At 63.0% G+C, this 26,724-nt stretch carries 18 protein-coding genes; 10 read left to right on the forward strand and 8 right to left on the reverse strand.

Annotation, left to right across the window (positions count from 1 at the left end):
- Window positions 1-31: 31 nt before the first annotated feature.
- The 6 genes from MOK15_RS17390 to MOK15_RS17415 form a co-directional block, all read right to left on the reverse strand.
- Window positions 32-376 (reverse strand): L-rhamnose mutarotase, encoded by a 345-nt coding sequence (locus tag MOK15_RS17390; RefSeq protein WP_242932978.1) that lies wholly within the window; start codon window positions 374-376, stop codon window positions 32-34.
- Window positions 376-1,131 (reverse strand): SDR family oxidoreductase, encoded by a 756-nt coding sequence (locus MOK15_RS17395; protein WP_242932979.1) that lies wholly within the window; start codon window positions 1,129-1,131, stop codon window positions 376-378. Before MOK15_RS17395 ends, MOK15_RS17390 begins: the two co-directional genes overlap by 1 nt.
- A complete protein-coding gene (locus MOK15_RS17400; RefSeq protein ID WP_242932980.1) occupies window positions 1,104-2,306 on the reverse strand; it encodes a UxaA family hydrolase in 1,203 nt (400 codons plus the stop codon). The genes MOK15_RS17395 and MOK15_RS17400 overlap by 28 nt, the downstream gene beginning before the upstream one ends.
- Window positions 2,303-3,562 (reverse strand): aldo/keto reductase, encoded by a 1,260-nt coding sequence (locus tag MOK15_RS17405; RefSeq protein WP_242932981.1) that lies wholly within the window; start codon window positions 3,560-3,562, stop codon window positions 2,303-2,305. The genes MOK15_RS17400 and MOK15_RS17405 overlap by 4 nt, the downstream gene beginning before the upstream one ends.
- A 26-nt stretch (window positions 3,563-3,588) precedes the next feature.
- Window positions 3,589-4,770 (reverse strand): L-fucose:H+ symporter permease, encoded by a 1,182-nt coding sequence (gene fucP, locus MOK15_RS17410; RefSeq protein WP_242932982.1) that lies wholly within the window; start codon window positions 4,768-4,770, stop codon window positions 3,589-3,591.
- A 138-nt stretch (window positions 4,771-4,908) separates the two neighbouring features.
- Complete coding sequence (locus tag MOK15_RS17415; RefSeq protein WP_242932983.1) at window positions 4,909-7,617, reverse strand: TonB-dependent receptor; 2,709 nt, start codon at window positions 7,615-7,617, stop codon at window positions 4,909-4,911.
- Between the two features lie 252 nt (window positions 7,618-7,869).
- Here MOK15_RS17415 and MOK15_RS17420 point away from each other — a divergent pair, with 252 nt between their 5' ends.
- The 7 genes from MOK15_RS17420 to MOK15_RS17450 all read left to right on the forward strand — a co-directional run bounded on the left by MOK15_RS17420 (window position 7,870) and on the right by MOK15_RS17450 (window position 16,733).
- Window positions 7,870-8,655, forward strand: a complete 786-nt coding sequence (locus MOK15_RS17420; RefSeq protein WP_242932984.1) for an IclR family transcriptional regulator — start codon at window positions 7,870-7,872, stop codon at window positions 8,653-8,655.
- On the forward strand, window positions 8,652-9,620 hold the full coding sequence (locus MOK15_RS17425) for an alpha/beta hydrolase (protein WP_242932985.1): 969 nt from the start codon (window positions 8,652-8,654) through the stop codon (window positions 9,618-9,620). The genes MOK15_RS17420 and MOK15_RS17425 overlap by 4 nt, the downstream gene beginning before the upstream one ends.
- Window positions 9,617-10,411 (forward strand): GDSL-type esterase/lipase family protein, encoded by a 795-nt coding sequence (locus tag MOK15_RS17430; RefSeq protein WP_242932986.1) that lies wholly within the window; start codon window positions 9,617-9,619, stop codon window positions 10,409-10,411. The genes MOK15_RS17425 and MOK15_RS17430 overlap by 4 nt, the downstream gene beginning before the upstream one ends.
- An 8-nt stretch (window positions 10,412-10,419) precedes the next feature.
- Window positions 10,420-11,226, forward strand: a complete 807-nt coding sequence (locus MOK15_RS17435) for an SGNH/GDSL hydrolase family protein (RefSeq protein WP_242932987.1) — start codon at window positions 10,420-10,422, stop codon at window positions 11,224-11,226.
- Window positions 11,226-12,851, forward strand: a complete 1,626-nt coding sequence (locus tag MOK15_RS17440) for an alpha-L-fucosidase (RefSeq protein ID WP_242932988.1) — start codon at window positions 11,226-11,228, stop codon at window positions 12,849-12,851. The genes MOK15_RS17435 and MOK15_RS17440 overlap by 1 nt, the downstream gene beginning before the upstream one ends.
- 75 nt (window positions 12,852-12,926) lie before the next feature.
- On the forward strand, window positions 12,927-15,263 hold the full coding sequence (locus tag MOK15_RS17445) for a glycoside hydrolase family 31 protein (protein WP_242932989.1): 2,337 nt from the start codon (window positions 12,927-12,929) through the stop codon (window positions 15,261-15,263).
- Between the two features lie 12 nt (window positions 15,264-15,275).
- Window positions 15,276-16,733: a GH1 family beta-glucosidase gene (locus MOK15_RS17450; RefSeq protein ID WP_242932990.1), complete on the forward strand. Its 1,458-nt coding sequence runs from the start codon at window positions 15,276-15,278 to the stop codon at window positions 16,731-16,733.
- Window positions 16,734-16,741: 8 nt separating this feature from the next.
- Here MOK15_RS17450 and MOK15_RS17455 read toward each other — a convergent pair whose 3' ends face one another.
- Window positions 16,742-17,668, reverse strand: a complete 927-nt coding sequence (locus MOK15_RS17455) for a LysR substrate-binding domain-containing protein (RefSeq protein WP_242932991.1) — start codon at window positions 17,666-17,668, stop codon at window positions 16,742-16,744.
- Between the two features lie 308 nt (window positions 17,669-17,976).
- On the opposite strand from MOK15_RS17455, the gene MOK15_RS17460 reads away from it, so the two are divergent.
- Genes MOK15_RS17460 through MOK15_RS17470 form a run of 3 tightly spaced genes read left to right on the forward strand, consistent with a single transcriptional unit; the run spans window position 17,977 to window position 23,756 of the window.
- Window positions 17,977-21,168, forward strand: a complete 3,192-nt coding sequence (locus MOK15_RS17460) for an efflux RND transporter permease subunit (RefSeq protein ID WP_242932992.1) — start codon at window positions 17,977-17,979, stop codon at window positions 21,166-21,168.
- Entirely contained in the window at window positions 21,161-22,366 is a 1,206-nt protein-coding gene (locus MOK15_RS17465) for an efflux RND transporter periplasmic adaptor subunit (RefSeq protein ID WP_242932993.1), read from the forward strand. The genes MOK15_RS17460 and MOK15_RS17465 overlap by 8 nt, the downstream gene beginning before the upstream one ends.
- Entirely contained in the window at window positions 22,356-23,756 is a 1,401-nt protein-coding gene (locus tag MOK15_RS17470) for an efflux transporter outer membrane subunit (RefSeq protein ID WP_242932994.1), read from the forward strand. Before MOK15_RS17465 ends, MOK15_RS17470 begins: the two co-directional genes overlap by 11 nt.
- Window positions 23,757-23,843: 87 nt before the next feature.
- Here MOK15_RS17470 and MOK15_RS17475 read toward each other — a convergent pair whose 3' ends face one another.
- Window positions 23,844-26,627 carry a TonB-dependent receptor gene (locus MOK15_RS17475; RefSeq protein WP_242932995.1) on the reverse strand — a complete coding sequence of 928 codons (2,784 nt, stop codon included), beginning with the start codon at window positions 26,625-26,627 and terminating at the stop codon, window positions 23,844-23,846.
- Window positions 26,628-26,724 lie beyond the last annotated feature (97 nt).

A 26,724-nucleotide genomic window follows, 5' to 3' on the forward strand; every position in this document is an offset into this window, starting at 1 on the left:
GCCTCAGAAACAAGGATCAGGAAGGCGTCTTTCAGGGCTGTTCGGCGAGGGAGTAGATACGGGTCGCTTCGGTCCATTTAACGCCGGGTATCGCCCAGGGAAGCGGGCGCTGGACTTCGTCCATCTGCGTTTCCCACGCCTGCACCGCCGGATTGGAGGCGTCGGCGGCCGCTTTGGCCGCCGGGTCGAAATCCGGGCCGGTCTCCATCAGCATGACCAGCCGATTGCCGCTGCGATAAATGTCCATCGCGGTGATGTCCGCATCGCGGATACTCTCCCCTATCGCGGGCGGAACCGCGCCTGACGCGTGCCAGGCTTCGTAGCGGGAGATGGCCTCGGCCTCGTCGACCAGGTCGATCAGCAGGATATGCCGCATCAGTTGACCCATCCACCGTCGATGACGTGGACCGCGCCGGTGGTGAAACCGGCCTCGTCACTGGCAAGATAAAGCACCAGCGCCGCAATCTCCTCCGCGCGCCCCAGGCGCCCCATCGGCTGGCGCGCCACGAACGCCGCCTGCGCCGCCTCATAATCGCCAGTGTCATGCAATCGCTGCTGCAAGGACGGCGTATCGATCGTGCCGGGGCAGATGCAGTTGCAGCGCACGCCCTGCCCCACGAAATCGGCCGCGACCGCCTTAGTCAGGCCGATGACGCCCGCCTTGCTCGCGCCATAAGCGAAGCGGTTGGGGATGCCCTTCACCGAACTGGCGATGGAGGACATGTTGACGATGGAGCCTGCCCCCTTCTCCAGCATCCCCGGCAGGAAAGCGCGGATCGTATGATACATGGCGGTCATGTTGAGCGAGAGGGCGAAATCCCAATCCTCCTGGCTACATTCCAGGATGTTGCCTGCATGGACCACGCCCGCGATATTGGCGAGTATGTCGATCGCGCCGACCTCCGCCGCCAACGCCCGCACCGCCGCGCCATCGGTCGCGTCGAGCGCGCGCAATTCGCAGCCGTCCAGGCCGTCCAGCGCTTGCGCGTCCCGGTCAGTCGCGATCACCCGCGCGCCCTCCGCCAGGAAGCGCTGCGCCGTGGCGCGACCGATACCGCGCGCCGCCGCCGTCACCAGCGCGACCTTGCCGTCAAGACGCCCGCTCATGCGCGCGCCCTCGTAGGCAGACATTCTGGGCCGATGGGATCGAAAGCCTTGTACGTCAAAATAAACTCCTGATGGCCGAGGGATTCCGAAATGCTGCGTTCGCCCGCCGCGACGGCAAGCACCTTGTCATAAATTTCCATGCCGACCTGCTCCAGCGTTGCTTCGCCTTCCAGGATTCGGCCGGCATTGATGTCCATGTCGGCGGCCAGGCGGCGCGCGGTGTCGGGATTGGCGCAAATCTTGATGACCGGCGAAATGGCCGATCCGACCACGGAGCCGCGCCCGGTGGTGAAAAGGGTGAGGTGCGCGCCGCAGGCGATCAGTTCCACGATCTCCGCATTGTCGGAAATATTGGGGAAGCCAAAACGCGGCTCGCCATCGGGCACTACGTCGAGCAGATAGAGGCCACCTGTCGGCGGCACGTCGCCCGGCTTCAATATGCCGTCGATCGTGGAGGAGCCTGATTTGCTATAGGCGCCCATCGACTTTTCTTCCTGCGTGGTAAGGCCGCCCTCTGCATTGCCCGGCGCGAAACTCCCGAAGCCCATGATGGTGTAATAGGCTTCGGCCTTCTGCACACAGGCCTCGATCGCCGCGGCCAGGGCAGGGGTCGCCGCGCGATCGGCCATGATCGTCTCGCAGCCGACCAGTTCGCCCGTCTCCTCGAAGATGCAGGACGCCCCGTCCGTCACCAGCCGGTCGAAGGCGCGCCCTACCGCCGGATTGGCCGTGATGCCGCTGGTGCCGTCCGACCCGCCGCATATGGTACCGACCACCAGTTCCTCTATGCCCATCGGTACGCGCGGGGTGTCGGCGATGGCGGCGCGCACGCGCTGCACCGCCGCTTGTCCCGCCGCGATCGTCGCCGCCGTGCCACCTGTTTCCTGGATCACCAGCAACTCTGCGGGACGCCCGCTCGCTCGCGCCACCGCCAGCAACCGCTCGCGGTTGAAGCTCTCGCAACCCAGCGACACGATCACCAGCCCACCGACATTGGGATGGGTGGCGATCGCTTCCATCATCCTGGTAGCATAGGCATTGGGATAGCAGCCGGGGAAGCCGATAAGCTGCACGTCCGGATCGTCAGCCTTGTCGACGATCCGCCGCGCGACATGATGCGCGCATTCGACCAGATAGGCGACCGCAACGACATTGCGGATGCCCTTGCGTCCATCCTGCCGGAGCCAGGCCTCGATCATGCCCCTTCCTCCAGAGCGTTGCGCGTATGGCTGCTGATATAGTCGCTTTTCATATTGTGCATATGGACCCAATCGCCCGTAGTGGCGTCGACCGTCATCGACCCGATTGGCGCGCCATATTTGATGACCTTGTCCCCGATCCTGAGCGGCACGCGGGCGACCTTGTGCCCGATCGGGATGCCTTCGCGCGCCGGGATGGTGCCGCCCGAAACCGTGAGCACGTCGTTCGCCTCGATCGCGCGGACGCAGATCAGCACATTGTCGTCGGGGTGCAGCAGGATCAGCCGCACATCGTCCTGCAGCATGGCGGGACCTTTCTGGAAGGGATCGGGGTTGAGCGCCGCGTCGAGCGCGGGCCAGAGCGGTTCGGGCAATGGCGTTGCCATGCGCGCGATGGTGTCGGCAACCTGATCCGCGCCGACCAGGCCTGGAATGACACTGACGACCTGCGGGTGCCGGAGCGGGAATTGCAGGGCGGCGGCGGGCAGCGGCACGCCGAAATCGGCGCAGGCCTGGGCCAGGCGCCGGGCCTTGCCGATAATCTCTTCGCTGGGCGCAGCATAGTCGAAATGCAGCGTGCCACTCAGGTCGCGCGCCAATATGCCGCTATTATAGGGACCACCGACGATCAGCCGGACACCCTGCTCGGCGCATCGCTCCAACAGCTTAATGGCGCTGCGGTCGAGCAAGGTATAGCGCCCCGCAAGCAGGATCACGTCCAGCTCGACATGATCCAGAAGCGTGTCGCAGATTGCGACCTCATTGACCCCGATCCCGATCGCGCCCACCGCGCCACCTTCGCGCAAATCGCGCATGGCGCGATATCCGCCGTTCAGGAAAGCGTGCAGATGACCCTCATGCGCGTCGCCATGGGTCGCGCGACCCAGGTCGTGTGCGAGCAGCAGGTCGATCCGGTCCCGTCCCAGCCGTCCGCAACTCCCCTCGAAGGATTGCAATATGGCGTCATGCGAATAGTCGAAGACCGGCTCGAACGGGTCGGCATCGACGAAACCGTGCCGCTCGCCCCCTATATCGGTCGGCACCAGCAGGCGGCCGACTTTGGTCGAAACGATGGCCTCGCCCGCCCGATCGCGGTCAGACAGCATCGCGCCCAGCCGCCGTTCGGCCAGGCCGAAACCATAATGGGGCGCCGTATCATAATAACGGATGCCTGCATCCCAGGCGGCGTCCAGCGTCGCGCGGGCCTCCGCCGCATCCACTATGCGATAGAGATTGCCGACGGGCGCGGTACCCATACCTAGTGTGGGGAAATGTGCTTGGGTCATATAGGTCCTGCTCGACATGCGGCGCGGGCATACAATGCGACGACGGCGAAGCAAAGCGCAGGCACCAGCATCGCCGCACGGATCGTGCCGGCCAGATCGGACAATAGTCCCATCGCCATGGTGAGCACCGCGCCACCGATGATGGCCATGACGATCATCGACGCGCCCGCCTTGGTCAACGGCCCCAGGCCGCGCAGCGACAGGATGAAGATTGTGGGGTACATGATCGACATGAAGAAGCTGGTGATTACCAGCGCGGCAAGGCCGATGACACCCCCTGCCATCGCCGCCAGAAGCGACAGCGCGATGTTGACGCCGGCGAACAGCACCATCAGCCGCGCGCCGTCGAAGCGCGCCAGCAACGCCGTGCCGATGAAGCGGCCAAGCATGAAGATCGCCAGCGACAATGTGAGCAGCCAGGCGGCCTGCTGCGCACCGATGCCCGGCACTGCGGCTTCGGCATAACGGATCAGATAGCTCCAGATCCCGACCTGCGCACCGACATAGAAGAATTGCGCAGCCACGCCCGCCATATAGCGCGGACGTCGCAGCAGGGCGCCATAGCCCGCGAAGATCGGGCCGGACACCCCCTCCGCCTGGGTCGCGGCGCGCGGGAAACGGGTGCAGGCCAGCACCGCCGCCCAGCCCAGCACGACCAGCGCGATGACGAGATACGGCAGCCGCACTGCCGCAGCCCCCGCCGCACCCTGCCCCGGCGCGTCGGACAGGATCAGCGTCGCGCCGAGCGCCACGCCGGCGATCGAACCCAGGGGATTGAAGGCCTGCGCCAGGTTGAGCCGCTGTGCGGACCCTTCCGCCGGTCCCATCACCGCCACCATCGGATTGGCGGCGGTTTCGAGGAAGGCGAGGCCGCTGGCGATCACGAACAGGGCGACCAGGAAGAAGCCATAGCTCAGTTGCATCGACGCGGGCAGGAACAAGAGCGCTCCGCCGCCGAACAGCAACAGCCCCATGATGACCGTCGCCTTGTAGCCCAACCGCTCCGCCGCCAGCGCGGCTGGAATGGCAAAGCAGAAATAGCCGAGGTAGAAGGCCGACTGGACCAGCCCCGACTGGAAGTCCGACAGCGAAAAGACATGCCGGAAATGGGCGATCAGCACATCGTTCAGATTGTTCGCCACGCCCCACAAGAAGAAGAGGCCCGTGGTCAGGACCATCGCTCTCCGACTGCTTCGTTCGATGCCGGCTCCCTGCATGTGCATCAGGCTATCCTCTCTTGTTCCTCAAGAGGCAGATCGGCCCTTTATGGGTCCGATCTGCCAGGGAAGGTGCGTTATGAATGGCTACGTGCCGGATCAATAAGTGATCCGGGCCGTAAGGCTGATGCGGCGATCGTTGACGACGACGTCACGCGGCCGCGTATCGATGCCGAAATAGGTCGAGCGTCGGGTGTTCGTCAGGTTCACGCCATCAAGCGCCAGCGCGAATTTCGGCGTCACATTATAGCTGATGGACGCATCGAGCTGACCGAATGGCTTGTTGAAGATCGGCAGATTGCCCGTCCCGTTTCCGGCCGTAGTGACCACATATTTGCTGCGCCAATTATAGGCGACACGGGCCGACAGACCACCCAGTTCATAGATGCCGACCAGATTGTAATTATATTTGGACAGCATTTCCAGCGGCACGTTCGTCACCGGACCCGAAGTCGCCGGCGAGGGCGCTTGGGAGTCGACATAAGTGAAGTTGGCCTGCATCCCGAGGCCTTTCAGCGGTCCGGGAAGGAAGTCGAAGAACTGCTGATAGGCGAGTTCGAAGCCCTTTACCTTACCCTTGGTGACATTGTCGTAGGACGTCACTTGATAGTCATAGCTGTTGCCATTGTCGAAGGTGACAGTGCGGGTTGAGACCGCTGTCTGGATATAGTTATGAATATTCTTGTAGAAGGCCGCCGCGGTCAGCGATCCGGTCCGCGAAAAATACCATTCCAGCGAGGCATCCAGATTGTCCGATTTCATCGGTTTCAGATTCGGGTTGCCGCCACTTGTCAAATGGAGCTGGTTCTGCTGCGCTTTTCCCGGCTCGGTGATCGTCAGGCTCGGGTTGAGTTCCGTGAAGGACGGACGCGAGATGTTCTTCGCCGCCGCCAGACGCAATTGCAGATTATCGGTCAGGTGGACACGCAGGTTCAGGCTCGGCAGCACCGAAGTATAATCGCGCGACGCCGCGATCGGGTTGAACACGGTCGGGCCGTTGCTCTCGTTACCATTCTCGTCCAGCACGATCGAGGTCTGCTGATAATAGCCCGACACGTCGAGATTGGTGCGGACCACCCGGACGCCGATATTGCCGTCGACCGGGTCGGCCTTGAAGAAAGCGCTGACATAGCCGGTATAAGTCTTCTGCCGCTGCTGATTGGTCCCACTCTGGACATAGGCCGGCGCACCGGCGATGCCCAACGTGTCGAGCGTGTCCTGATAATTGCGGATGATGCCACGGTTGAAGGCGATGATGTTGCCGAACAGGTCGGCATCGCCACGGAAGAAATTGCTGAGGTCGACATTTTCCAACTGCGTCGGCACGCTCGGCAGGCCGCTGTAGCGATAGCCGGTGTCGATCATCTTGTTGCGACGATCGGCATAGCGCAGGCCAGCCTTGATCGACGACAGGATGCCCGCGTCAAACCGATATTCCGCGTCCAGACGCGCGGTTTTGTCCGATGCCTTCGACTCATTGAGATTATCGAGATAAAAGGCGCTGTCGTAACTGGCAGGGTTGGTCAAACCCGTCGCAGAACCGATGTTGACCACCGGCACCGAACCGGAAAGATCCTGATACAGCGTGTCAGCTGTACCTTCGAGACCAAGGATCGAACGCAGATTCTTGGTCTTTGCGTCGACATATTGGCCGTCGGCCGTCACGGTCAGATTGGCCGTGGGCTTCCACTTGAGGTTCAGTGAATAGTCGGTCGTCGTGGAGTGACGGGTCTGTGCGCTGGTGTTGTTGCCAGTCGGCAGGTTGATGAAGGTGCCGCTCTGGAAATCCCCATTATCGGCATAGGTGAAGGGCGCGCCGGGTTGCGGCACGATCGCACTGTTCGAGGTGTAGGCGAAGAAGCTGTAATCGTCGAAACGGAACTTATAGTCCGAACGGAAGACTTCGGCGGTCAGTTCCAGCGTGTCGCTTGGGCGCCACTGGACGGCGATGTCGGTGCCCAGGCGACGGCGATCGCCATAGACTTCGCCGATACCCGTGCCATGCGGCAAGGTGGTCGTCTGGCCGGTGCGGCCCAACGTTGCCAGTACGGCGGCGTCGGCCGGAACGCTGGGGTCGAGCGTATAGAAAGGCTCGGTCGAGATGGTGTCCTGGCGAAAGGCGGTCTTCTGGTAGGAGACGCTGGCGAGAACGCCGATTTCACCGATGCCCGTATCCCAGCGATCGCTGAGCAGCAGCGAGGCCGACGGCCGGAACTTGTCGGTCAGGTCGAAATAGCTCTGGGTGAAGGCTGCCGCTGCCTTGAACCCGTCAAAATCGAAAGGCTTGCGCGTGCGGAAATTGATCGTACCCGAAAGCTGGTCTTCGATCAGGTCCGCCGAGGGGTTTTTGTAGACATCGATACCAGCGAGCAATTCGGACGGGATGTCTTCCAGGCTCAACTGGTTCGCCCCGCTGGCGGTGAAAATGTCGCGGCCATTGAGTTCGGTGCGGACCTGGGTCAGGCCGCGGATCGCGACGGAGCTGCCCTCGCCATATTGACGCTGAACCTGGATGCCGGGGATGCGCTGGAGCGCTTCGGCAATGTTGCGGTCGGGCAGCTTGCCGATGTCTTCTGCAACGATGGAGTCGACGATGACGTCGCTGTTGCGCTTGATCGACTGGGCGCTGCTCAGGCTCGCGCGTACGCCGGTGACAACGATGTCCCCTTCGCTCGCGGCGGAATCGTCAGTCTGTTGTGCAGCGGCGTCCTGGGCATGGACGGCCGTACTGCAACCAAGCGCAACGCTGGCCAGCGAAATACCTGCAAGCAATTCCGCTCGCGACGGCATATGAAGATTTTTGAACATCTAACCCTTACTCTCCTCAGGCTCCTTGTCCGGAGCGCTGATTGATTCGACACCGCATATGTGCGGCAAATATTTCCTTGGCGTCCGTATCCGCCCGATTGGGAGCGATACCAAAGCACGGCGCTATTACGCTCGCAATTCGATCTGTGAAATATAAAAATTGATTTTACCTGTAGGCGGTGTGTAGGAAGAGCCCAACGGATGATGGCGCTACCAAAGTCGGCAGAGCGCCCGTAGAGGAGGGGGAAGGCGATGAACGGCAAGACGCGCTACCAGGCACCCGCCCTCAAAAAAGGGCTGGAAATTCTGGAGCTTCTTGCCGGCGCCAGTGATCCGCTCATCATGTCCGACATCTCCACCGCGCTTGGACGATCGGTCAGCGAAATCTTCCGTATGCTTCAGGTGCTGGAGGAGCATGGCTATATCACCCGGGCCGAAGACGGCTATCGCCTGACCAATAGATTGTTCGCCCTGGGCATGAGCCAGCCGCCCATTCACGACCTGGCCTCCACCGCCCTGCCCGTAATGCAGGAACTGGCGCGCAAGGCGGGGCAAAGCTGTCATCTGGCCGTCGCCTCGGGCGCGGAAATGGTTGTCATCATTGCGATCGAAGCGCCGGGCCTGTCCGGCTTTGCCGTGCGCGTCGGCTATCGCCGCCCGCTCCATCGCTCCAATTCCGGCCGCATCCTGCTTGCCTTCCAGCCGCCCGAGGCGCGGGCCGGGATGCTCGACGCGATCCGCGCGACCGGCGACCAATGGGACGAAGCGGAGCTTGAGGCGCGCCTGAAGGCTGCTGTTGCAGCAGGCGGCGCGATTTCGCCCAGCCCGATGCTGACAGGCATCACCGACCTGTCCGCACCGATCCTGATCGGCGGGGAAGCGCGGGCCGCGCTCACTATGCCCTTCGTCGATGGCGCCGCCAATCGCGCAACGGTGGAAAAATGCGATCAGTTGGTGCGACATGCTGCCGCCACGATCGGCACTGCCATGTCGCCGATCATGGCGGTGCCGCCCCGGAGCAAAGAGGAAGAACAATGACGGTTCTGGATCGCCGCACGGCCCTGATCGCGGCGGCGGGGCTGGCCGCCCTGCCCCACCTAGCCGTCGCGCAGACCAGCGCCGCTGACGAGATTGTCGAGCTGTGGCCCGGCCCGCCGCCGGGCGATACCGGCGCGAAGATCGTTCGCAAGATTGTCGACCAGTCGAAGGATCCCGCCAAGCCCGACCGCTGGGTGACGGGGATCGCGCGTCCCGTCCTCGTCGTCCGTCGCCCCGCTCGCCCCAATGGCGCGGCGATGCTGGTGGTGCCGGGCGGTGGCTATGGCTTCCTGTCCTACGACAATGAAGGCACCAGCCAGGCTGCATGGCTCAACGACCGTGGCATCACCGCCTTCATCCTGCTCTACCGCCTGCCCGGCGAAGGCTGGGCAAGGCGCGAGGATGTGCCGCTGCAGGATGCGCAGCGCGCCATGCGGCTGATCCGCGCCCAAGCTGTCCGTTTCGCTGTTGATCCAAGGCGCGTGGGCGTGCTCGGTTTCTCGGCTGGCGGGCATCTCGCAGGATCATTGGCGACACGTCATGACGAGAAAGTCTATGACGCCGTTGATGCCACCGACGGGCAGGACGCACGCCCCGATGTCGCCGGCCTGATCTACCCCGTGGTCAGCCTTGAGGCGCCTTTCACCCATGGTGGATCGCGCGACAATCTGCTCGGTCCGAACGCAACGGAACAGGCGCGGAAAGCCCGGTCCGTCGAATTGCGGGTCGATGCGACAACCTCACCCATCTTCCTGGTCCACGCCACGGATGACGGTCTTGTGCCGCCTGCCAACAGCATAGCGTTGTTCCAGGCGATGGAGGCCGCGAAGCGCCCTGTCGCGCTGCATATTTTCGAGGATGGCGGCCATGGCTTCGGCACGCGCCTGCCCGATACAATGCAGGCAGCGGCCTGGCCCGGCCTGTTTGCGACTTTCGCTGCAAGGCATGGATTAATCGACCAATGAAGACAGCGCTGTCTATTCTGACACTTGCGCTGCTGGTCGCAGGCACGGCACAGGCCGCGCCCGACGAATATCAAAGCGCGCCGCAGCGACGCACCGTCATGGAGAAGGACTGGGGACCATGGCTCGGCCCGTTCCGCGCCAGGCTGGTGCCCAGCCTGATGCAGGATTTTGGCGAGCGCTATCTCTACGCCCCGGCCAACGCCGCCCTGCCCGCCCCCAGGCCGGGCGAGCGGCGCGTCGTCTTCCTGGGCGATTCCATCACCGATCGCTGGAACCTGGCCGCCAGCTTCCCCGGCAAGCCCTATATCAATCGGGGCATCGGCAGCCAGGTGACGGCGCAGATGCTGTTGCGCTTCCATCAGGACGTGGTCGCGCTTCACCCCCGCGCCGTCGTGATCCTTGCCGGGATCAACGATGTGCAGGGTTTCATGCAACAGGAAACGCCCGAACAGATTGAGAGCAATTGGGAAGCGATGGCCGATCTGGCCGACGCCCATGACATCAAGCTGGTGTTCGGGTCGATCCTGCCGGTCAACAACTATACCAAGGCCGCAAGCAATGTGGTGAAGGAACGCAAGCCCGAGGAGTTGGCCGCTCTCAACGCCTGGCTTCGCGCCTTCTGCGCGCGGCGCGGCTATGGCTATGCCGATTATCATACCGCGCTGGTCGACAGGAACGGGCTGATGGCCGCCGCTTACACACAGGACGGCGTGCATCCGCTCGACAATGGCTATGCCGTGATGGCCCCGATTGCCGAGCGGGCGATCGACCAGGTGCTCCAGAAGAAGTGAGGAAGAAAATGCTGCGCCTTACCGCCCTTGCCTGCGCGCTCGCGCTTGCCACTCCAGCCCTGGCCGAAACCAAGGTGCCGGGCGATCCCTATGCCGACGATCCGGTCGGCATCGTTGCCGATCCCTGCCCGGTGCATCCCAAGCCGACCGACGGGGCGGGCTGGCAGATGGGGAATCTCCACATGCTGACCCGCGATTTCGGTCAGCTATGCCGCTATGCCGCCGATAATCACGCGCTGGCCAGCCAAATCGCCGATCGCAAGGTGCTTGTCGTCTTCATGGGCGATTCCATCACTGACAACTGGATCAATCTGGACCCGGAGATGTTCAAAGGCGGCCTGGTCGATCGCGGTATCAGCGGTCAGACCACCGCGCAGATGCTGGTCCGCTTCCGTGCCGACGTGATCGCGCTGAAGCCGCAAGCCGTCCACATCATGGCGATGACCAACGACATCGCCGGCAATACCGGCGCGGCGACGATGGAAACCGTGCTGGGCAACATCCAGAGCATGGCTGACCTCGCCCGCGCGCACGGGATCAAGGTCATCATCGCGTCCGTGCCCCCCGCCGGCGCCTTCCCCTGGAGCCCCGACAAGCAGCCTGTGCCGCAGATCGCGGCGATCAACCAGTGGCTGGCGGACTATGCCCGCGCCAATGGCTTCACCTTCATCGACTATCATGCGGCGATGGCCGAGGCGGACGGTGCGATGAAGCCCGGCCTTTCAAGCGACGGCGTGCATCCGACCAAGGAAGGATATGCGATCATGCGCCCGCTCGCCCTCGCCGCGATCGCCAAGACATTGGGAGAGAAATAATGCGATCCTTCGGACGGCGATCCTTCCTCGCCGGGACGGCTGCGCTTGGCCTCGCCCGCGCCGCGCGCGCCGCCAGCCCCATGGGCGCCGCGCGCGGGCTGGTCCAGGCAAGCTGGTCCTCGCTGGTCGACAATTACCGCTATCCCGACTGGTTCCGCGACGCGAAGCTGGGCCTCTGGTCGCATTGGGGACCGCAGGCAGTGCCCGAACAGGGCGACTGGTATGGCCGCCTCATGTATATGCAGGGCCATCCGATGTACGAGCATCACCTCAAGACCTACGGCCATCCGTCGGTGACGGGGATGATGGACATCCAGAATCTGTGGACCGCCGACCAATGGGACCCGGACGCGCTGATCGCCCGCTACCAGAAGGCCGGCGCCAAATATTTCATGGCGCTTGCCTGCCATCACGACAATCTCGATTGCTATGACAGCCGCTATCATGCCTGGAACAGCCTGCGCGTTGGGCCGAAGAGGGATGTGGTCGGCATCTGGGAAAAGGCAGCGCGGCGCGCTGGCCTAAAATTCGGCGTGTCGAACCATGCCGCCCATGCCTGGCACTGGTATCAGCCCGCTTATGGCTATGATCCGGTCGGCCCGCAAAAGGGTGTGCGCTACGATGCGTTCAGGCTGCGCAAGGCAGACGGTACGGGCAAATGGTGGGACGGCCTGGACCCGCAGGAACTCTATACCGGGGGCCACGCCGTCCTGCCCGACGGCATCGATTCCATCGAAGCGATGAACCAGTGGCACAACGCCCATAACGGCCAGTGGATCGAAAGCGGACCGAAAGACGACCCGGCCTATGTCACCCGCTGGCTGCTGCGCCAGACCGACCTGATCGATAAATACAAACCCGATCTCGTCTATTTCGACGATTATGAACTGCCCTTTGGCCCAGTGGGGCTGGAGGCGGTGGCTGACTATTATAACCGCTCGATCGAATGGCACGGCAAGATCGACGTGGTGCTGACCGCCAAGCAGTTGAAGCCCTATGCGCGTTTCGGCGTGGTGCAGGACGTCGAACGTGGCTTCACCGACCATATCTGGGACGAACCGTGGCAGACCGACACCTGCATCGGCGACTGGTTCTACAATGTCGCCCGCCTCAACGACAAAAGCTACAAGACCGCCGAAGAGGTGATCCAGCGCCTGGCCGATGTAGTGTCGAAGAACGGCAATCTGCTGCTCTCTATCCCTCAGCCCGGCAATGGTTCGATCGACAGCGAGGCGGAAAAGACCCTCGACGGCATGACCGACTGGATGACCCACGGCAGCGAAGCGATCTTCGGGTCACGCCCCTGGCGCATCTATGGCGAGGGACCGACACAACCGGTCGTGGGTATGCAGAATGAGGATCAAGCCAAGCCTTTTACCCCACAGGATATCCGCTTCACCACCAACAAAGGCGCGCTCTACGCGCTGTTCCTGGGTCGACCGGGCGGACCTACGACTATCCGCTCACTGGCGCGCGGCCATGTTGACGGCATGATCGAGCATGTGACGCTGTTGGGCGGCGGTCCGCTCCGCTTCCGTCAGGATGCGACGGGTCTCCACATCGACATGCCGCGCAGCACCGGTTTCGTTCCCGCCATCCGCATCGATGGCCGGGGGCTTGTCTAGCACTCCACATGGTCCTGCAAAGGCGCGACCATGTGTCAAATCAAACGGGCACATAGAACGCAAGGAAAGACAGGGATGATCACAAAAGGCTTCAAGACGAAACTGGCAGGCATGGCGCTCGGCGCATCCTGCCTCGCAATGGCGGCCCCTGCCTTTGCGGAGCCGCTGGCTTTGCTCGATCGTCATGGCAGTAGCGTCGCGATCGAGCCTTATGCGCCGAACATCGTCCGCGTGACGATCGCGCTGGACAAGGCGCTGGCCGAAGCGCCTCCGGGCGAAGGGCCGAACGCCAAATCGGACGCGGCCGGATGGACCCATCGTACCGACGCGACCGGCGACATCTTTTCCTCCTCGGCGCTGACCCTGACGGTAGACGCCAAGCCATGGCCGGGCGCGCCGACACAGATGCAGCGCTATTTCGCGCCCGCTCTGCCGCCGGTCAGCCTGTCCGTTCGCGATGCCAGCGGCACGGTGCTGACCAAGATGACCGGCTGGGAAATGGCGCCGGTGACAGTGAACGGCGAAAAGACCTTCAAGGTCGGCGCCAGTTTCGATTCCCCGGCGGACGAACATTATTACGGCCTGGGCCAGAACCAGGAAGGCTATATGGACCTGCGTGGCAAGCAGATCGATTGCCAACACTATTATGACGCGCCGGCGGGTGAGACGGTCTGCGTGCCCTTCATGGTCACGAACAAGGGCTATGGCATCGTCTGGGACAATCCGGCCCGCACGCTGATCTGGCCGGGCCTGCACAGCAGCACCCATTGGCAGAGCCAGGTGGGTGAACGCGTCTCCTTCTTCGTCATCACCGGCAAGACGACCGATGAACTCTATGCCGGATACGCCAAGCTGACCGGCGCGACGCCGCTGCCGCCCAAGGCGGGCTTCGGCCTCATCCAGAGCAAGGCGCGGTACGAGAGCGAGAAGGAACTGCTCGACATCGCCAATGGCTATCGCCAGCGGAACCTGCCGCTCGACGTGATGGTGCTCGACTGGTTCTACTGGACGCGCATGGGCCAGCTCGACATCGACCGCACCTATTTCCCCGATCCCAAGGGGATGAACGACCAGTTGAAGTCGATGGGGATGCGGTCGATCATCAGCGTGTGGCCGCGCTTCGAACGGGAATCGCGTTATTTCGACATGCTGGCGACCAAGGGCTGGTTCTTGCACGACAAGGATGGCAATCCGGTCGATGGCCTGCCGATGCGTTCCGATCGTGCAGGTGCGCTGCTCGACAGCACCAATCCCGAAGCGCGCGAATGGTTCTGGGGCAAGCTCCGCGACAATATCGCGAGCCAGGGCTTCGACTGGTTCTGGCTGGACGAGACCGAACCGGACCTCGTTCCCGACGGCTATTTCTATGCCAAGGGTTCGGGCGACCGCTATCACAACCTTTACCCGCTGGTGCATACGACCGGCGTGGCGGAAGGGTCTGAGCGCGACCGCCCCGGTTTCCGCAACATGATCCTGGCCCGCGCCGCCTATCTGGGGTCGCAGCGCAATGGCGGCCTCTTCTGGTCGTCGGACATCAAGTCAACCTGGGAAGCGCTGCGTCGACAAGTGCCGGCCGGCCTCAACTTCACTGCCTCGGGCCTTGCTTATTGGGGCAGCGATATCGGCGGCTGGCAGTGGCCCAACGGTCCCAAGGCGGAAAATCCGATCCTGGTCGATCCGGCGGGCGCGACCGCGATGGGCGCCGGCTATCCCGACTATCCCGAATTGTTCGTGCGCTGGTTCGAATATAGCGTCTTCACGCCGACTCTGCGCATCCATGGTCAGCGTCCGGGCACGGCGCTGTGGGAATATGGCAATGCGGCCGAGCCGATCCTGGCCGACTGGCTGCGCCTGCGCTACACGCTGATGCCCTATATCTATGCACTGGGCCGCCACACCTATGACACGGGCGCGCCCTTCATGCGCGGTCTGTTCATGGATTTCCCGAACGATCCCAAGGTCTCCGACATCGGCGACCAATATATGTTCGGTCCCGCCTTCCTGGTCGCTCCAGTGACGCAGCAGGGCCAGACGAAACGCCCGGTCTATCTGCCCGCCGACACCGCCTGGTACGATTATTGGACCAACCAGCGCTATGAAGGCGGCCAGACGGTCGAAGTCGACACGCCGATCAACCGCATTCCGATCTTCGTGAAGGCCGGGTCGATCGTCCCCATGGGCGCGCAGGTGAAGAGCACGGCGGAGAAACAGGCATTGGAGAGCATCCGCGTCTATCCCGGCGCCGATGCGCGCTTCACCCTCTATGATGATGATGGTACGACCAACGCCTATCGCAAGGGCGGCGCTAAGGCCGAATTGGTCTGGGACGACAAGGCAAAGACGCTGACGAGCAAGACGAAGCTGCCCACCGGCCAGGCTGTAACCGGCCTGGTGCAGGTCGTCGGTCAGTAAGGAGACAGGAACATGACAGGCATTAATCGCCGCGAATTGGGCATGGGCTTGGGTGCTGCGGCGCTGGGCGCCTCGCTCATCGGCAGCACGACCGCCACGGCGCAGACCGCACCGGCCGCTATGCCACGAGACGATCTGTCCTTCCCGCCCGACTTCCTCTGGGGCTGCGCCACCGCCGCCTACCAGATCGAAGGCGGTGTGAAGGAGGATGGTCGCGGCACCACCAACTGGGACATCTTCTCCCACACGCCCGGCAAGGTCGCCAATGGCGATACCGGCGATGTCGCCTGCGACAGCTATCACCGCTATCAGGATGACATCGCCCTCTTGAAGGCGTTGGGCGTCAAGGCCTATCGCTTCTCCATCGCCTGGTCGCGTATCTTCCCAGACGGCAAGGGCAGGCCCAACCAGAAGGGCGTGGACTATTATAACCGGCTGGTTGACGGACTGCTGGCGGCGGGCATCACGCCGCACGCCACGCTGTTCCACTGGGATCTGCCCGCCGCCTTGCCGGGCGGCTGGCAGAACCGCGACACTGCCTACGCCTTTGCCGACTATGCGGGCTATATGGCGGGCCGGCTCAATGACCGGGTGAAGCATTTCATGACAGTCAACGAACTGCGTTGCTTCACCGATTTGAGCTACATGACCGGCGGCAAGGCGCCGGGTCTGAAGCTGCCCATGGGCGAAGTGAATCAGATCCGCCATCATGGCGTGCTCGCCCATGGCCTGGGGGTGCAGGCGATCCGTACCGCGACGAAGACGGGGACGCAGGTCGGCATCGCCGATAATCCCAGTATCTTCGTTCCCGCGATTGAAACGCCCGAACATATCGACGCGGTGAAGAAAGCGGTGCGCGAAGAGAACGCCATGTTCCTGACCGCAATCCTGGAAGGCCGCTATATCGACAGCTATCTGACCGCGCAGGGCAAGGACGCACCCAAGGTCAGGGATGGCGACATGAAGCTGATCGGTGCGCCGCTCGATTTCCTGTCGGTCAATGTCTACACCGGCAACACCGTGCGCGCCGACGCCTCGCAGCCGTCAGGCTACAAGATCCTGCCGCATCCCGGCCAGGCACCGCGTATGCCCTCCCCCTGGCTCTACGTCACGCCGGAGGTCATCTATTGGGGGATGCGCGCCATCAGCGAGAACTGGAAGCCCAAGGCGCTCTACATTTCCGAAAATGGCTGCTCGGCCGACGACACGGTCGCGGCGGACGGGAAGGTCTATGACACAGATCGCGTCATGTATCTGCGCAACTATATGACCCATCTCCAGCGCGCCTCGCGCGAAGGCCTGCCGGTGAAGGGCTATTTCGTCTGGAGCCTGATGGACAATTTCGAGTGGGAGGACGGTTATACTAAGCTGTTCGGCATCCACCATGTCGACTTCAAGACCCAGAAGCGCACGCCCAAGCTGAGCGCTGACTGGTATCGCGAACTGGTGCGCACCAACAAGCTGGTGTGAGGGCGTGACTACCCGATACTGGCCGTTGATGGCGATGATTCCTCGTCGCCATCAACGGCCAGTATCCTTTGCTTGAACATCAGCGACGTGGGCGACAGATCATGGCGGTGGACCAGCCATAGGCGGCTGATGACTGGCGTCGCCAGCGAGCGATAAGCCAGATTGTCGATATGTAGGCGCGTCAGCGATTGCGCCAGGATTGTCGCGCCAAAGCCGGCCGCCACCAGCCCGAGCAAGGTGGCGAGGCTGCCCGCTTCCTGCGCGATAATCGGACGGAATCCGGCGGTTTCGCAAAGCGCGAAGAAATGCTCATTGAAACCGGCGCCGATGATGGCGCTGTACAGCACCATCGGTTCACCCTTGAGATCCTCGATCGACGGGTTGCCGCTCTGCTGCGCCAATCGATGATCCTGCCGGATCGCCAGGAACATTTCTTCTTCGATCAGCGGCACAGATATCAACCCATCAGGCAAATAGGGTTGATCGAAGCCCCGGACGATCGCAACGTCCAGCTGCCTGCGTTCGACCGCATCGATCTGCTCGTCGCGTCCCAGTTCCAGCAGGGTCAGCTCAACATTGGGGAAAGACTGGCGGAACGTGTGTAGCGCGCCCGCGACGCGCGGAACAAATGGCCCCGACGCGGTAAAGCCCAGGGACAAGTGACCAATCTGTCCCATCTGCGCCAACCGCGCGGTCTGCGCTGCACGCTCGGCCTGGACGAGTGTGGCCTTTGCTTCCGGCACGAACAGCCGTCCTACCTCGGTCAATGCCACACGCCGGCTGGTCCGCTCGAACAGTTGGACGCCCAGTTCTTCCTCCAGCGCGCGGATCTGCTGGCTTAGCGGCGGTTGTGAGATGCCCAGACGCAGGGCGGCACGGCCGAAATGCATTTCTTCGGCCACGCACAGGAAATAGCGCAAATGTCGCAGGTCCATGAATCAAGTCGTCCAAGCTATCGATATAGCCATATTATATATTAGACCGGGAAGATTCTAGGTTGCATGACGAAACCAGATGTGGCGATGGTCCGTCGTCGTTCCGAAGGCTGCGCGCGATCCGCCCCCTGATGCCGTAGCCTGCCGGACCCGGACCATCGCCACATTCATGAATGACATTCATCAGCTCATGCCGTGACAAGCGGCTTTATCCGCAGGGATGATTGCGGTAACGACATGACATCCCTTCTGGAGAGGCATCATATTTTCAGTCCCGGCGTTTCTGCCGGCGCGTCCCGGAGTCGTGGATGATCGGTATCGTCAAGGTTGCCCTCAACCGTCCTTTGACATTCATTGTGATGGCTATCCTGATCGCGATCGTGGGCTTGCTCGCGGCCTTCCGCACGCCTGTCGACATGTTTCCCAATATCCGCATCCCGGTGGTTGCGGTCGCCTGGCAATATGCCGGTCTGGCGCCGGAAGACATGGCGAACCGCATCGTTGGCCCTTATGAGCGCGTGCTGACCACCACGGTCAACGACATCGAACATATCGAAAGCCAGTCGTTGCAGGGCATCGGTATCGTGAAAATCTATTTCCAGCCCGGCGCCGACATCCGCACGGCCACGGCACAGGTGACATCGGTGTCGCAGACGGTGCTGCGCCAGATGCCGCCGGGCGTCACGCCGCCCCTAATCCTGAACTACAGCGCGTCCACCGTGCCGATCCTGCAACTTGCCTTGTCCGGCAAGGGATTGTCGGAACAGCAATTGTTCGATCTGGGCCAGAACCAGATCCGCCCGCAGCTCGTCACCATTCCCGGTCTGGCCATGCCCTTCCCCTCGGGCGGCAAGCAACGGCAGGTGCAGATCGACCTCAACCCGCTGGCGCTCCAGTCCAAGGGGTTGTCGGCGCAGGATGTGGGCAACGCCATCGCCGCCCAGAACCAGATCAACCCGGCCGGCTTCGTCAAGGTCGGCGCTACCCAATATAGCGTCCGCCTAAACAATGCGCCCACCTCGATAGAGGCGCTCAACGACCTGCCGGTCAGGGTGGTGAACGGCGCGACCATCTATATGCGCGACGTTGCCTATGTCCGTGACGGCAGCGGTCCGCAGCAGAATATCGTCCATGTGGAAGGCAGCCGTTCGGCGCTGTTGACCGTGCTCAAGAACGGCGCGACCTCCACCTTGGCGATCGTCGACGGGGTCAAGGAAGCGCTGCCACGGATCGCCGCGACCCTGCCCGATACATTGAAGATCATCCCGATCGGCGACCAGTCGCTGTTCGTGAAGGCCGCGGTCGAGGGTGTCGTTCATGAAGGCGCGATCGCCGCGGCGCTGACGTCGCTGATGATCCTGCTCTTCCTGGGTAGCTGGCGTTCGACCGTCATCATCGCCTTGTCGATCCCGTTGGCGATCCTGGCCGCCATCGCCGCGCTTGCGGCCTTCGGTCAGACGCTCAACGTCATGACCCTGGGTGGACTGGCGCTGGCGGTCGGTATCCTGGTCGACGACGCCACGGTGACGATCGAGAATATCAACTGGCATCTGGAACAGGGCAAGGGCGTGACCCAGGCGATCCTGGACGGCGCGGCGCAGATCGTGACGCCGGCCTTCGTCGCTCTGCTCTGCATCTGCATCGTCTTCGTGCCGATGTTCTTCCTGCCGGGCGTCGCGGGGTTCCTGTTCGTGCCCATGGCGCTGTCGGTCGTGTTCGCGATGATCGCGTCCTTCATCCTGTCGCGTACCCTGGTTCCGACCATGGCCATGTATCTGCTGAAGCCCCATGTGGAACATGGTGACACGCACATGGCCGGTAGCCCGACCTCGCATAACCCGCTGATCCGTTTTCAGCGCGGGTTCGAGCGGCGGTTCGAGGCGATCCGCACCGGCTATGTCGGACTGCTCCAGCGCGCCCTTATTGTACGGAAACCCTTCCTGCTGGGCTTTCTGGCGATCATGATCCTCTCCTTCGGGCTGCTGCCGATGCTGGGCAGCAATTTCTTCCCCTCGGTCGATTCCGGTCAGATCGCCATGCATGTCCGCGTGCCTGTGGGGTCCCGCATAGAGGATACTGCCGCCCGTTTCGACCGGATCGGTCAGGAAGTGCGAAAGCTGATCCCGGCGGCCGAACTGGGGTCTGTCACCGACAATATCGGCCTGCCGGTCAGTTCCATCAACACCGTCTATAATAATAGCGGCACGATCGGCCCGCAGGACGGCGATATGCTGATCGCGCTAACCCATGGCCATCGCCCGACCGACGACATCGTCGCCGAACTGCGCCGCGAACTGCCCAAGCGCTTCCCCGGCACCAGCTTCGCCTTCCTGCCGGCCGACATCACCAGCCAGATCCTGAACTTCGGTGCCCCCGCTCCGATCGACATCCAGATAGCGGGCCGGGATGCGCAGGCCAACCGCGCCTATGCGCAGGCTCTGCTGGCCAGAATTGCGACCATTCCGGGCCTGGCCGATGCACGCATCCAGCAGCCCGGCCGCGCCCCGCAGTTGGACGTCGATGTCGACCGCTCCCGCGTCGGCCAGTTCGGCCTGACCGAACGCGACGTCACCACCAGCCTGGCGAGCCAGCTTGCAGGTACGTCGCAGACGGCGCCCGTATTCTACGTGAACCCGGAAAATGGCATCCAGTATCCAGTCGTCGCGCAGGCGCCTGAATATCTGGTCGGGTCGCTCAGCGATCTGTCCAACGTCCCCGTCTCGGGCGCCAATGCGACGACGGTGCAGCCGCTGGGCGGGCTCGCCACCATCGTTCGGTCGAACACCGTGCCGGTCGTGTCGCACTATAATATTGCGCCGGTGCTCGACATCTTCGCCACCACCCAGGGCCGTGATCTTGGCGCGGTGGCAGGGGATGTCGAGGATGTCATTAAAGCGATGGAGAAGGACCAGCCCAAGGGCGCGACTGTAACCATTCGCGGGCAATATGCGACGATGAACACTGCCTTTTCGGGGCTGGGATTCGGCCTGGCCGGCGCGGTGGTGCTCATCTACCTGCTGATCGTGGTCAATTTCCAGAGCTGGGTCGACCCCTTCGTCATCATCACCGCGCTGCCGGCGGCGCTGGCGGGCATTGTCTGGATGCTGTTCATGACCGGCACCACCTTGTCGGTGCCGGCGCTGACCGGCGCCATTATGTGCATGGGCGTCGCGACCGCAAACTCGATCCTTGTGGTCAGTTTCGCGCGGGAGCGGCTCGCCGAACTGGGCGACGCGACCAAGGCCGCGCTGGAGGCAGGCATGGTCCGCTTCCGCCCGGTGCTGATGACCGCGCTGGCCATGATTATCGGCATGGCGCCCATGGCGCTGGGCCTGGGCGAAGGCGGCGAACAGAACGCCCCGCTTGGTCGCGCCGTCATCGGCGGCCTGATCTGCGCCACCATCGCCACTCTCTTCTTCGTTCCCACCGTCTTCGCCCTTGTCCACCGCAAACATGGTCAAAAGACCCCCACTACGGAAATGCAGCTGAGCCATGTCTGAGCATGAAACCCCCATTGATAATTCGGCCGAAGCCGGACCGGACAGCCGGACCTTGAAGCGCGTCGGCATCGGCGCGGGCATCCTGGCTCTCGCCGTCGTGGGCGTCGGCGTTGCTTCGCGTATCAGCGCGACCGAGGAACTGCGCCAGACCGCTGCGCAGGCAGCGTTGCCGACCGTCGCGGTGGTGACGCCCAAGGCGGATACGGAGGGCAATGCGCTGGTGCTGCCGGGCAATGTTCAGGCCTATAACAGCGCCGCCATCTACGCCCGTACCAACGGCTATGTCCGCCGCTGGCTGGCGGATATCGGCGATCAGGTGCGGACCGGGCAACCGCTCGCCATCCTCGATGCGCCGGAAGTCGATCAACAGCTCGCCGCCGCGAAGGCCGACTATCAGACCGCGCTCGCCAACCAGCGTCTTGCGGCGACGACATCGGTACGCTGGGCGACGATGCTGAAGGAAGATGCGGTATCGCAGCAGGAAACTGATGAGAAGGCCGGCGATCTCGCCGCGCGTGTCGCCGTCTCCAATGCCGCGCTCGCCAATGTGAAGCGGCTGAAAGCGCTGCAGGGCTTCACCCGCCTTGCCGCGCCGTTCGACGGCGTCGTCACCAGCCGTTCGGCCCAGATCGGTGCGCTGGTCGTCGCGGGCAACGCCGCCGCCCAGCCGCTCTTCACCGTGTCGGACGTCCATCGCGTGCGCATCTATGTCCGCGTGCCGCAAGGCTATTCGGCCGCAGTCAAACCGGGGACGGCAGCCACCTTGTCGCTGCCCGAATATCCCGGCCGGACCTTCACTGCGATCATGACCAGCAGCGCGGGCGCGGTCGATCCGCAGTCGGGCGCCGTGCTGGTGCAGTTGCAGGCCGCCAATCCCGACGCCGCGCTGAAACCCGGCGCCTTCGCGCAGGTCCGTTTCCAGGTCAGCGCCGGTCACGGCAATGCGCTGGCGCTGCCGGGCAGCGCGATCCTCTACGGCAATGACGGCCCAACCGTCGCGGTGGTCGGCAAGGATGGCCGCGTCACCGTGAAACCCGTCACCATCGCCCGTGACGAGGGCGCGACCGTCCAGCTTTCAAGCGGCGTCACCACGCAGGACAGGGTGATCGACACCCCGCCGGACGCGATCCGCACGGGCGACAGGGTTCAGGTGCAGACGGCTGCAGCCGAAGGGAAGGGCGTCGCGAATGGGCGTTGATCGCCGCGCCGTGGTACTATTGCCCGCGCTGTTGGCCGCTTGCTCGATGGCGCCGGACTATCATCCGCCCGAAACCGTCGCTCCCGCCGCCTTCAAGGAAGTGACGGGCTGGACCGCCGCTCAGCCGATGGATACCGCGTCGCGCGGCGCCTGGTGGGAGGCGTTCGGCGACCCGGTGCTGAACGATCTGGAAACCCGTGCGGAAAAAGCCAGCCCGACACTGGCCGCCGCCCTCGCCCGCTACGACCAGGCGCGCGCCGCCGCGCGGGTCGAGGCATCGGACCTTGTTCCAACCGTCAGCGCAGGGGCCGACGCCAGCCGTCGCCGCGTTTCGGGCAACCGCTTTCAGGGTAATGGCAATGCTGTTACCTATAACGACTATGTAGTGGGCGGTTCGCTCGACTATGAGTTGGACCTGTGGGGCCGTATCCGCAACAGCGTGAAGGCCGCCCGTGCCGATGCGCAGGCGAGCGAGGACGATCTCGCATCGGCCCGGCTCAGCCTCCAGGCGTCGGTTGCCGATGCCTATGCGCGGCTGCGCGGCCTTGATGCGCAGGCGGCGCTGTTCCGTCAAACCGTGGAGGCGTTCGGGCGGGCCTATAATTTGACTGCAACCCGGCGCAAGGGCGGCATCGCATCGGGCATGGATGTCAACCGCTCGAAGACCGCCCTCAGCAACGCCCGCGCGCAGATTTCCGCCATCGCCAACGAACGCGCTGCGACCGAGCATGAGATCGCTGCGCTGATCGGGGTGGTTACTTCCGACTTTTCCATCGCCCCGCAGGATGCGTTGCCGCAGATGCCCGTCGTCCCGGCCGGCACGCCGTCCGAGCTGCTCCAGCGCCGACCTGACATTGCTGCGGCCGAGCGTCGTATCTATGCCGCCAACGCCCGGATCGGCGTCGCCAAGGCAGCCTATTTCCCGTCCCTTACGCTGGGCCTGACCGGTGGCTGGGAAGCTACCCGCGGCGACCTGCTGAGCAGTGCCAATAGTTTTTGGGGGCTGGGTCCGTTGTCGGCGCTGGTCACACTGTTCGATGGCGGCCGTCGCAATGCGCAAGTGAGAATATCGCGCGCGGAATATGACGAACTGGCCGCAACCTATCGCGAAACGGTGCTGAACGCCTTCCGCCAGGCGGAGGACGCCATCGCCGCCAGCCGACATCTTGCCACCCAATCGGTAGACCAGCGCGACGCCGCGCAGGCGGCGCTGCGAACCAGCAAAATCGCTTATAGCCGCTATCGCGATGGTGCGTCGGATTATCTGGAAGTGGTCACAGCACAGACCGACGCGCTGGAGGCGCAGCGCGCACTGCTCGCCGTCGAAACCAGCCGGATGCGCGCCAGCATCGCGCTGGTGAAGGCCATGGGCGGCGCAGCGGGCGCCTGACCCGCACTCTTCCACACCCAAAAAGAAAGCCAGTTGTCCGGTAAGGACAACTGGCCTTGGGTGCGTCCCGCTTCGGGAAGGGAGGGATTAGAAGCTGTAGCGCGCACCGAAGTTGATCTGGCGACCGCTATGGGTCAGCACGTTTAGGCGGTTCGTCTCATCCACGAACTGGTCATTCTTCTGATCGGTCAGGTTGATCGCCTCGACGGTCAGCTTCAACCGGTCGGTCAGATTGTAGCTGGCCTGCCCGTCGACGTTGAGCGTGTGGTTGGTGCCATTATAGCTATTGCCTTCCGTTCCAGGGACGGCGGTCAGATATTTGGACCGATAGGCAAGCGACCCACGGATCTGGAACTTCTTGGTTTCGTAATAGAGGGTGAAGTTCGCTGCCTGCTTGGACAGGCCGACCAGGGGCGCGGTGACAGAAGAGGCTCCATCGGCCGAGGTCAGATATTCTATATCCGATTTCACATAGGTATAGTTGGCCAGTACGCCGAAATTGGAGAGCAGGCCCGGCAGGAAGCTGAAGGGCTGCTGGACGTTGATTTCGAAGCCCTTGAGGATGCCGCCATCCGAATTGACCGGCTGGCTGACGATGAAGATGTCACTGGGCGAGGCAGTGGTGCCGTCGAGCAGCGAGTCCGGCAAGCCGAGGCTGCTATAGGGCACGCCGACGCTGAGCGTCTGGGCGAAGGTGCCGATATCCTTGCGGAAGGCCGAAACCGCGTAGATCGCACCCTGCATCGGATACCATTCGATCGACGCATCCAGATTCTTCGAAGAGGTAGGCTTGAGGTCCGGATTGCCCGAGCTGTAGGTGCGATTGCCGCCCGACACGTTGAGATTGCCGCCCGGCGTCAGTGATGCGATGCCAGCACGCGCCAGCGTCTTGGCGGCGGCGAAACGAAGCTGGAGATTGTCGGTGATGTTGCCGACCAGATTGAGCGAGGGCAGCCAGCGCTTGTAGCTGCGATCAGCTGTGACCAGATTGACCGCACTGCCCCGGCTGGCATAGCCGGTCGAGAACTGATCGGTCTTCACATAGCGCAGGCCGATGTCGCCGCGGATCGGCACACCGACAAACTCCTGCAGATTGAACTGCGTCACGCCCCAGATGCCGGTATCCTCTTCCGTCACCGTGATATAGGAGCCGCGCGCCGTGGCGTTTTCAATGCCGCCGGTGGCGTAGAGCGGATTGCTGTAGATGCCGGCCTGGCTGATGAAGGCGTTGAGGTCCGGGACGATCCAGGCCGTCGGGGTGCCCGCCGGCACGTTCAGCCCCTTGCCGAAGCCGGAGAAGAGCGTCGTCATACCCGCCAACTGCGCGGCGCTGAGCGGCGCAACCACGGATTCACCCGACAATCGGCGGCGTTCGGTTGAGTCATATTCGAACTTGCGCCAATCGAGGCCGCCCTTCAGCGTCACGCCATCAATGGCTTCCCATTCGACAAATCCCTTGGCGGTGGTGAACCTATTGCTGACCGTCTGCGGCCGGATGCGTACTTCCGACGTGCCGTTGACGAAGGCCCAGGTCGACGGATTGGCGACATCGACGCCCGGTTGGATGTTCGGAAAGCGGGTCGAGAAATCATATTGGAAATTGCCGGTGTTGCTCGCGTCGATCGTCACCGTCGTCTGGATCGGGTTGCTGAATTCGGAACTGGCATGACCCGCCATCGCGAAGACCTTCAACCGGTCGGTGAAGCGATGATCGATCGAGCCAGTCACCTGATAGAATTCGGTCTTGAGCACGTCGTAACGCGACTGGGAGCGCAGATCGACATTGTCGAAAGTGCCGCTGACGATGTTGTTATTATCATCGACGACACCGTCGCGGATGATCGTCTGCGGCTTGCCGGTGCCTGAGCGGCTGAAGCTGATCGCCTGGAGTTGCGCCTCCTTGCGCGTGCCGTCGAGCCGGGAATAAAGGCCATCGACCGAAATCAGCGTGCGATCGGTCGGCTTGAACTGAACGGACCCCGCCGCACCCAGCCGTTGCTGGGAAATATCGTAGCTGACCAGGCCGGGAATGCGCGGGTGGAACAGCGCGGTGTCAGGGTTCGCATCGTTGATCTGGCCGGTCGTATAGCCCGGCAAGGTCGAGGCCGCATTGAACCCGTTATTGAACCCGCCATAGGTCCAGCGGGTGATGTTGGCGCCCTCTTCCTTGATCTTGCGCTCTTCATAGGCGACCGAAAGCAGGATGCCGAAACGACCATCGTCGGTCTGGGTCGCGACCAAGCCGGACAGGCGCGGCGTCGTCTTTTCGCTGAGGTCGTTATAGCTGGCAGCCGCCGACAGGGCGACGGTGGACTTGCGATAGTCGAGCGGCCGCGCGGTCTGGAGATCGACCGTGCCGCCCAGCGACCCTTCCTCCACATCCGCCGTCGCGGTCTTGCGGACGGAGAGATTGCTGAACAGGTCCGATGAGAAGATGTTGAAGTCGAAGCCACGGCCACGGTTCACGCCGCCCGAATTGTCAGTGCCGCCGGTGGTGCCGATCGCTTCCATGCCGTTGATGCGGACGCGGGTATATTCCGGGCCGAGACCGCGAACCGAAATATTGCGACCTTCGCCGTTGACGCGGCTGATCGCGACGCCGGGAATGCGCTGGAGCGATTCCGCCAGGTTAAGGTCGGGAAATTCAGCAATATCCTCCGCCTTGATCGCGTCGATCGTGGCGGTTTCGTTGCGCTTGACGGCCAGCGCGCTATTGAGGCTGGCGCGGAAGCCTGTAACCACGATGTCAGCGGCAGGCGTATCTTCCTGCGGTGCGATCTGATCCTGGGCCAGGATTTGGGGAGCCAGGACGAACGCGGCAACGGCGCTGGACAGGCTCAGATATGCTTTCAGTCGACGGGTGCCGTTCATGGCCTTCTCACTCCCCTAATTGATCGTCGCCCGGCCTTTGGACCGGATTGCTGATGTTTCGATAGACCCGCATCGACCGCAAACGCCAACCCCAATC

This window comes from Sphingobium sp. BYY-5, assembly GCF_022758885.1.
In the GTDB taxonomy this organism is placed as follows: Bacteria; Pseudomonadota; Alphaproteobacteria; order Sphingomonadales; family Sphingomonadaceae; genus Sphingobium.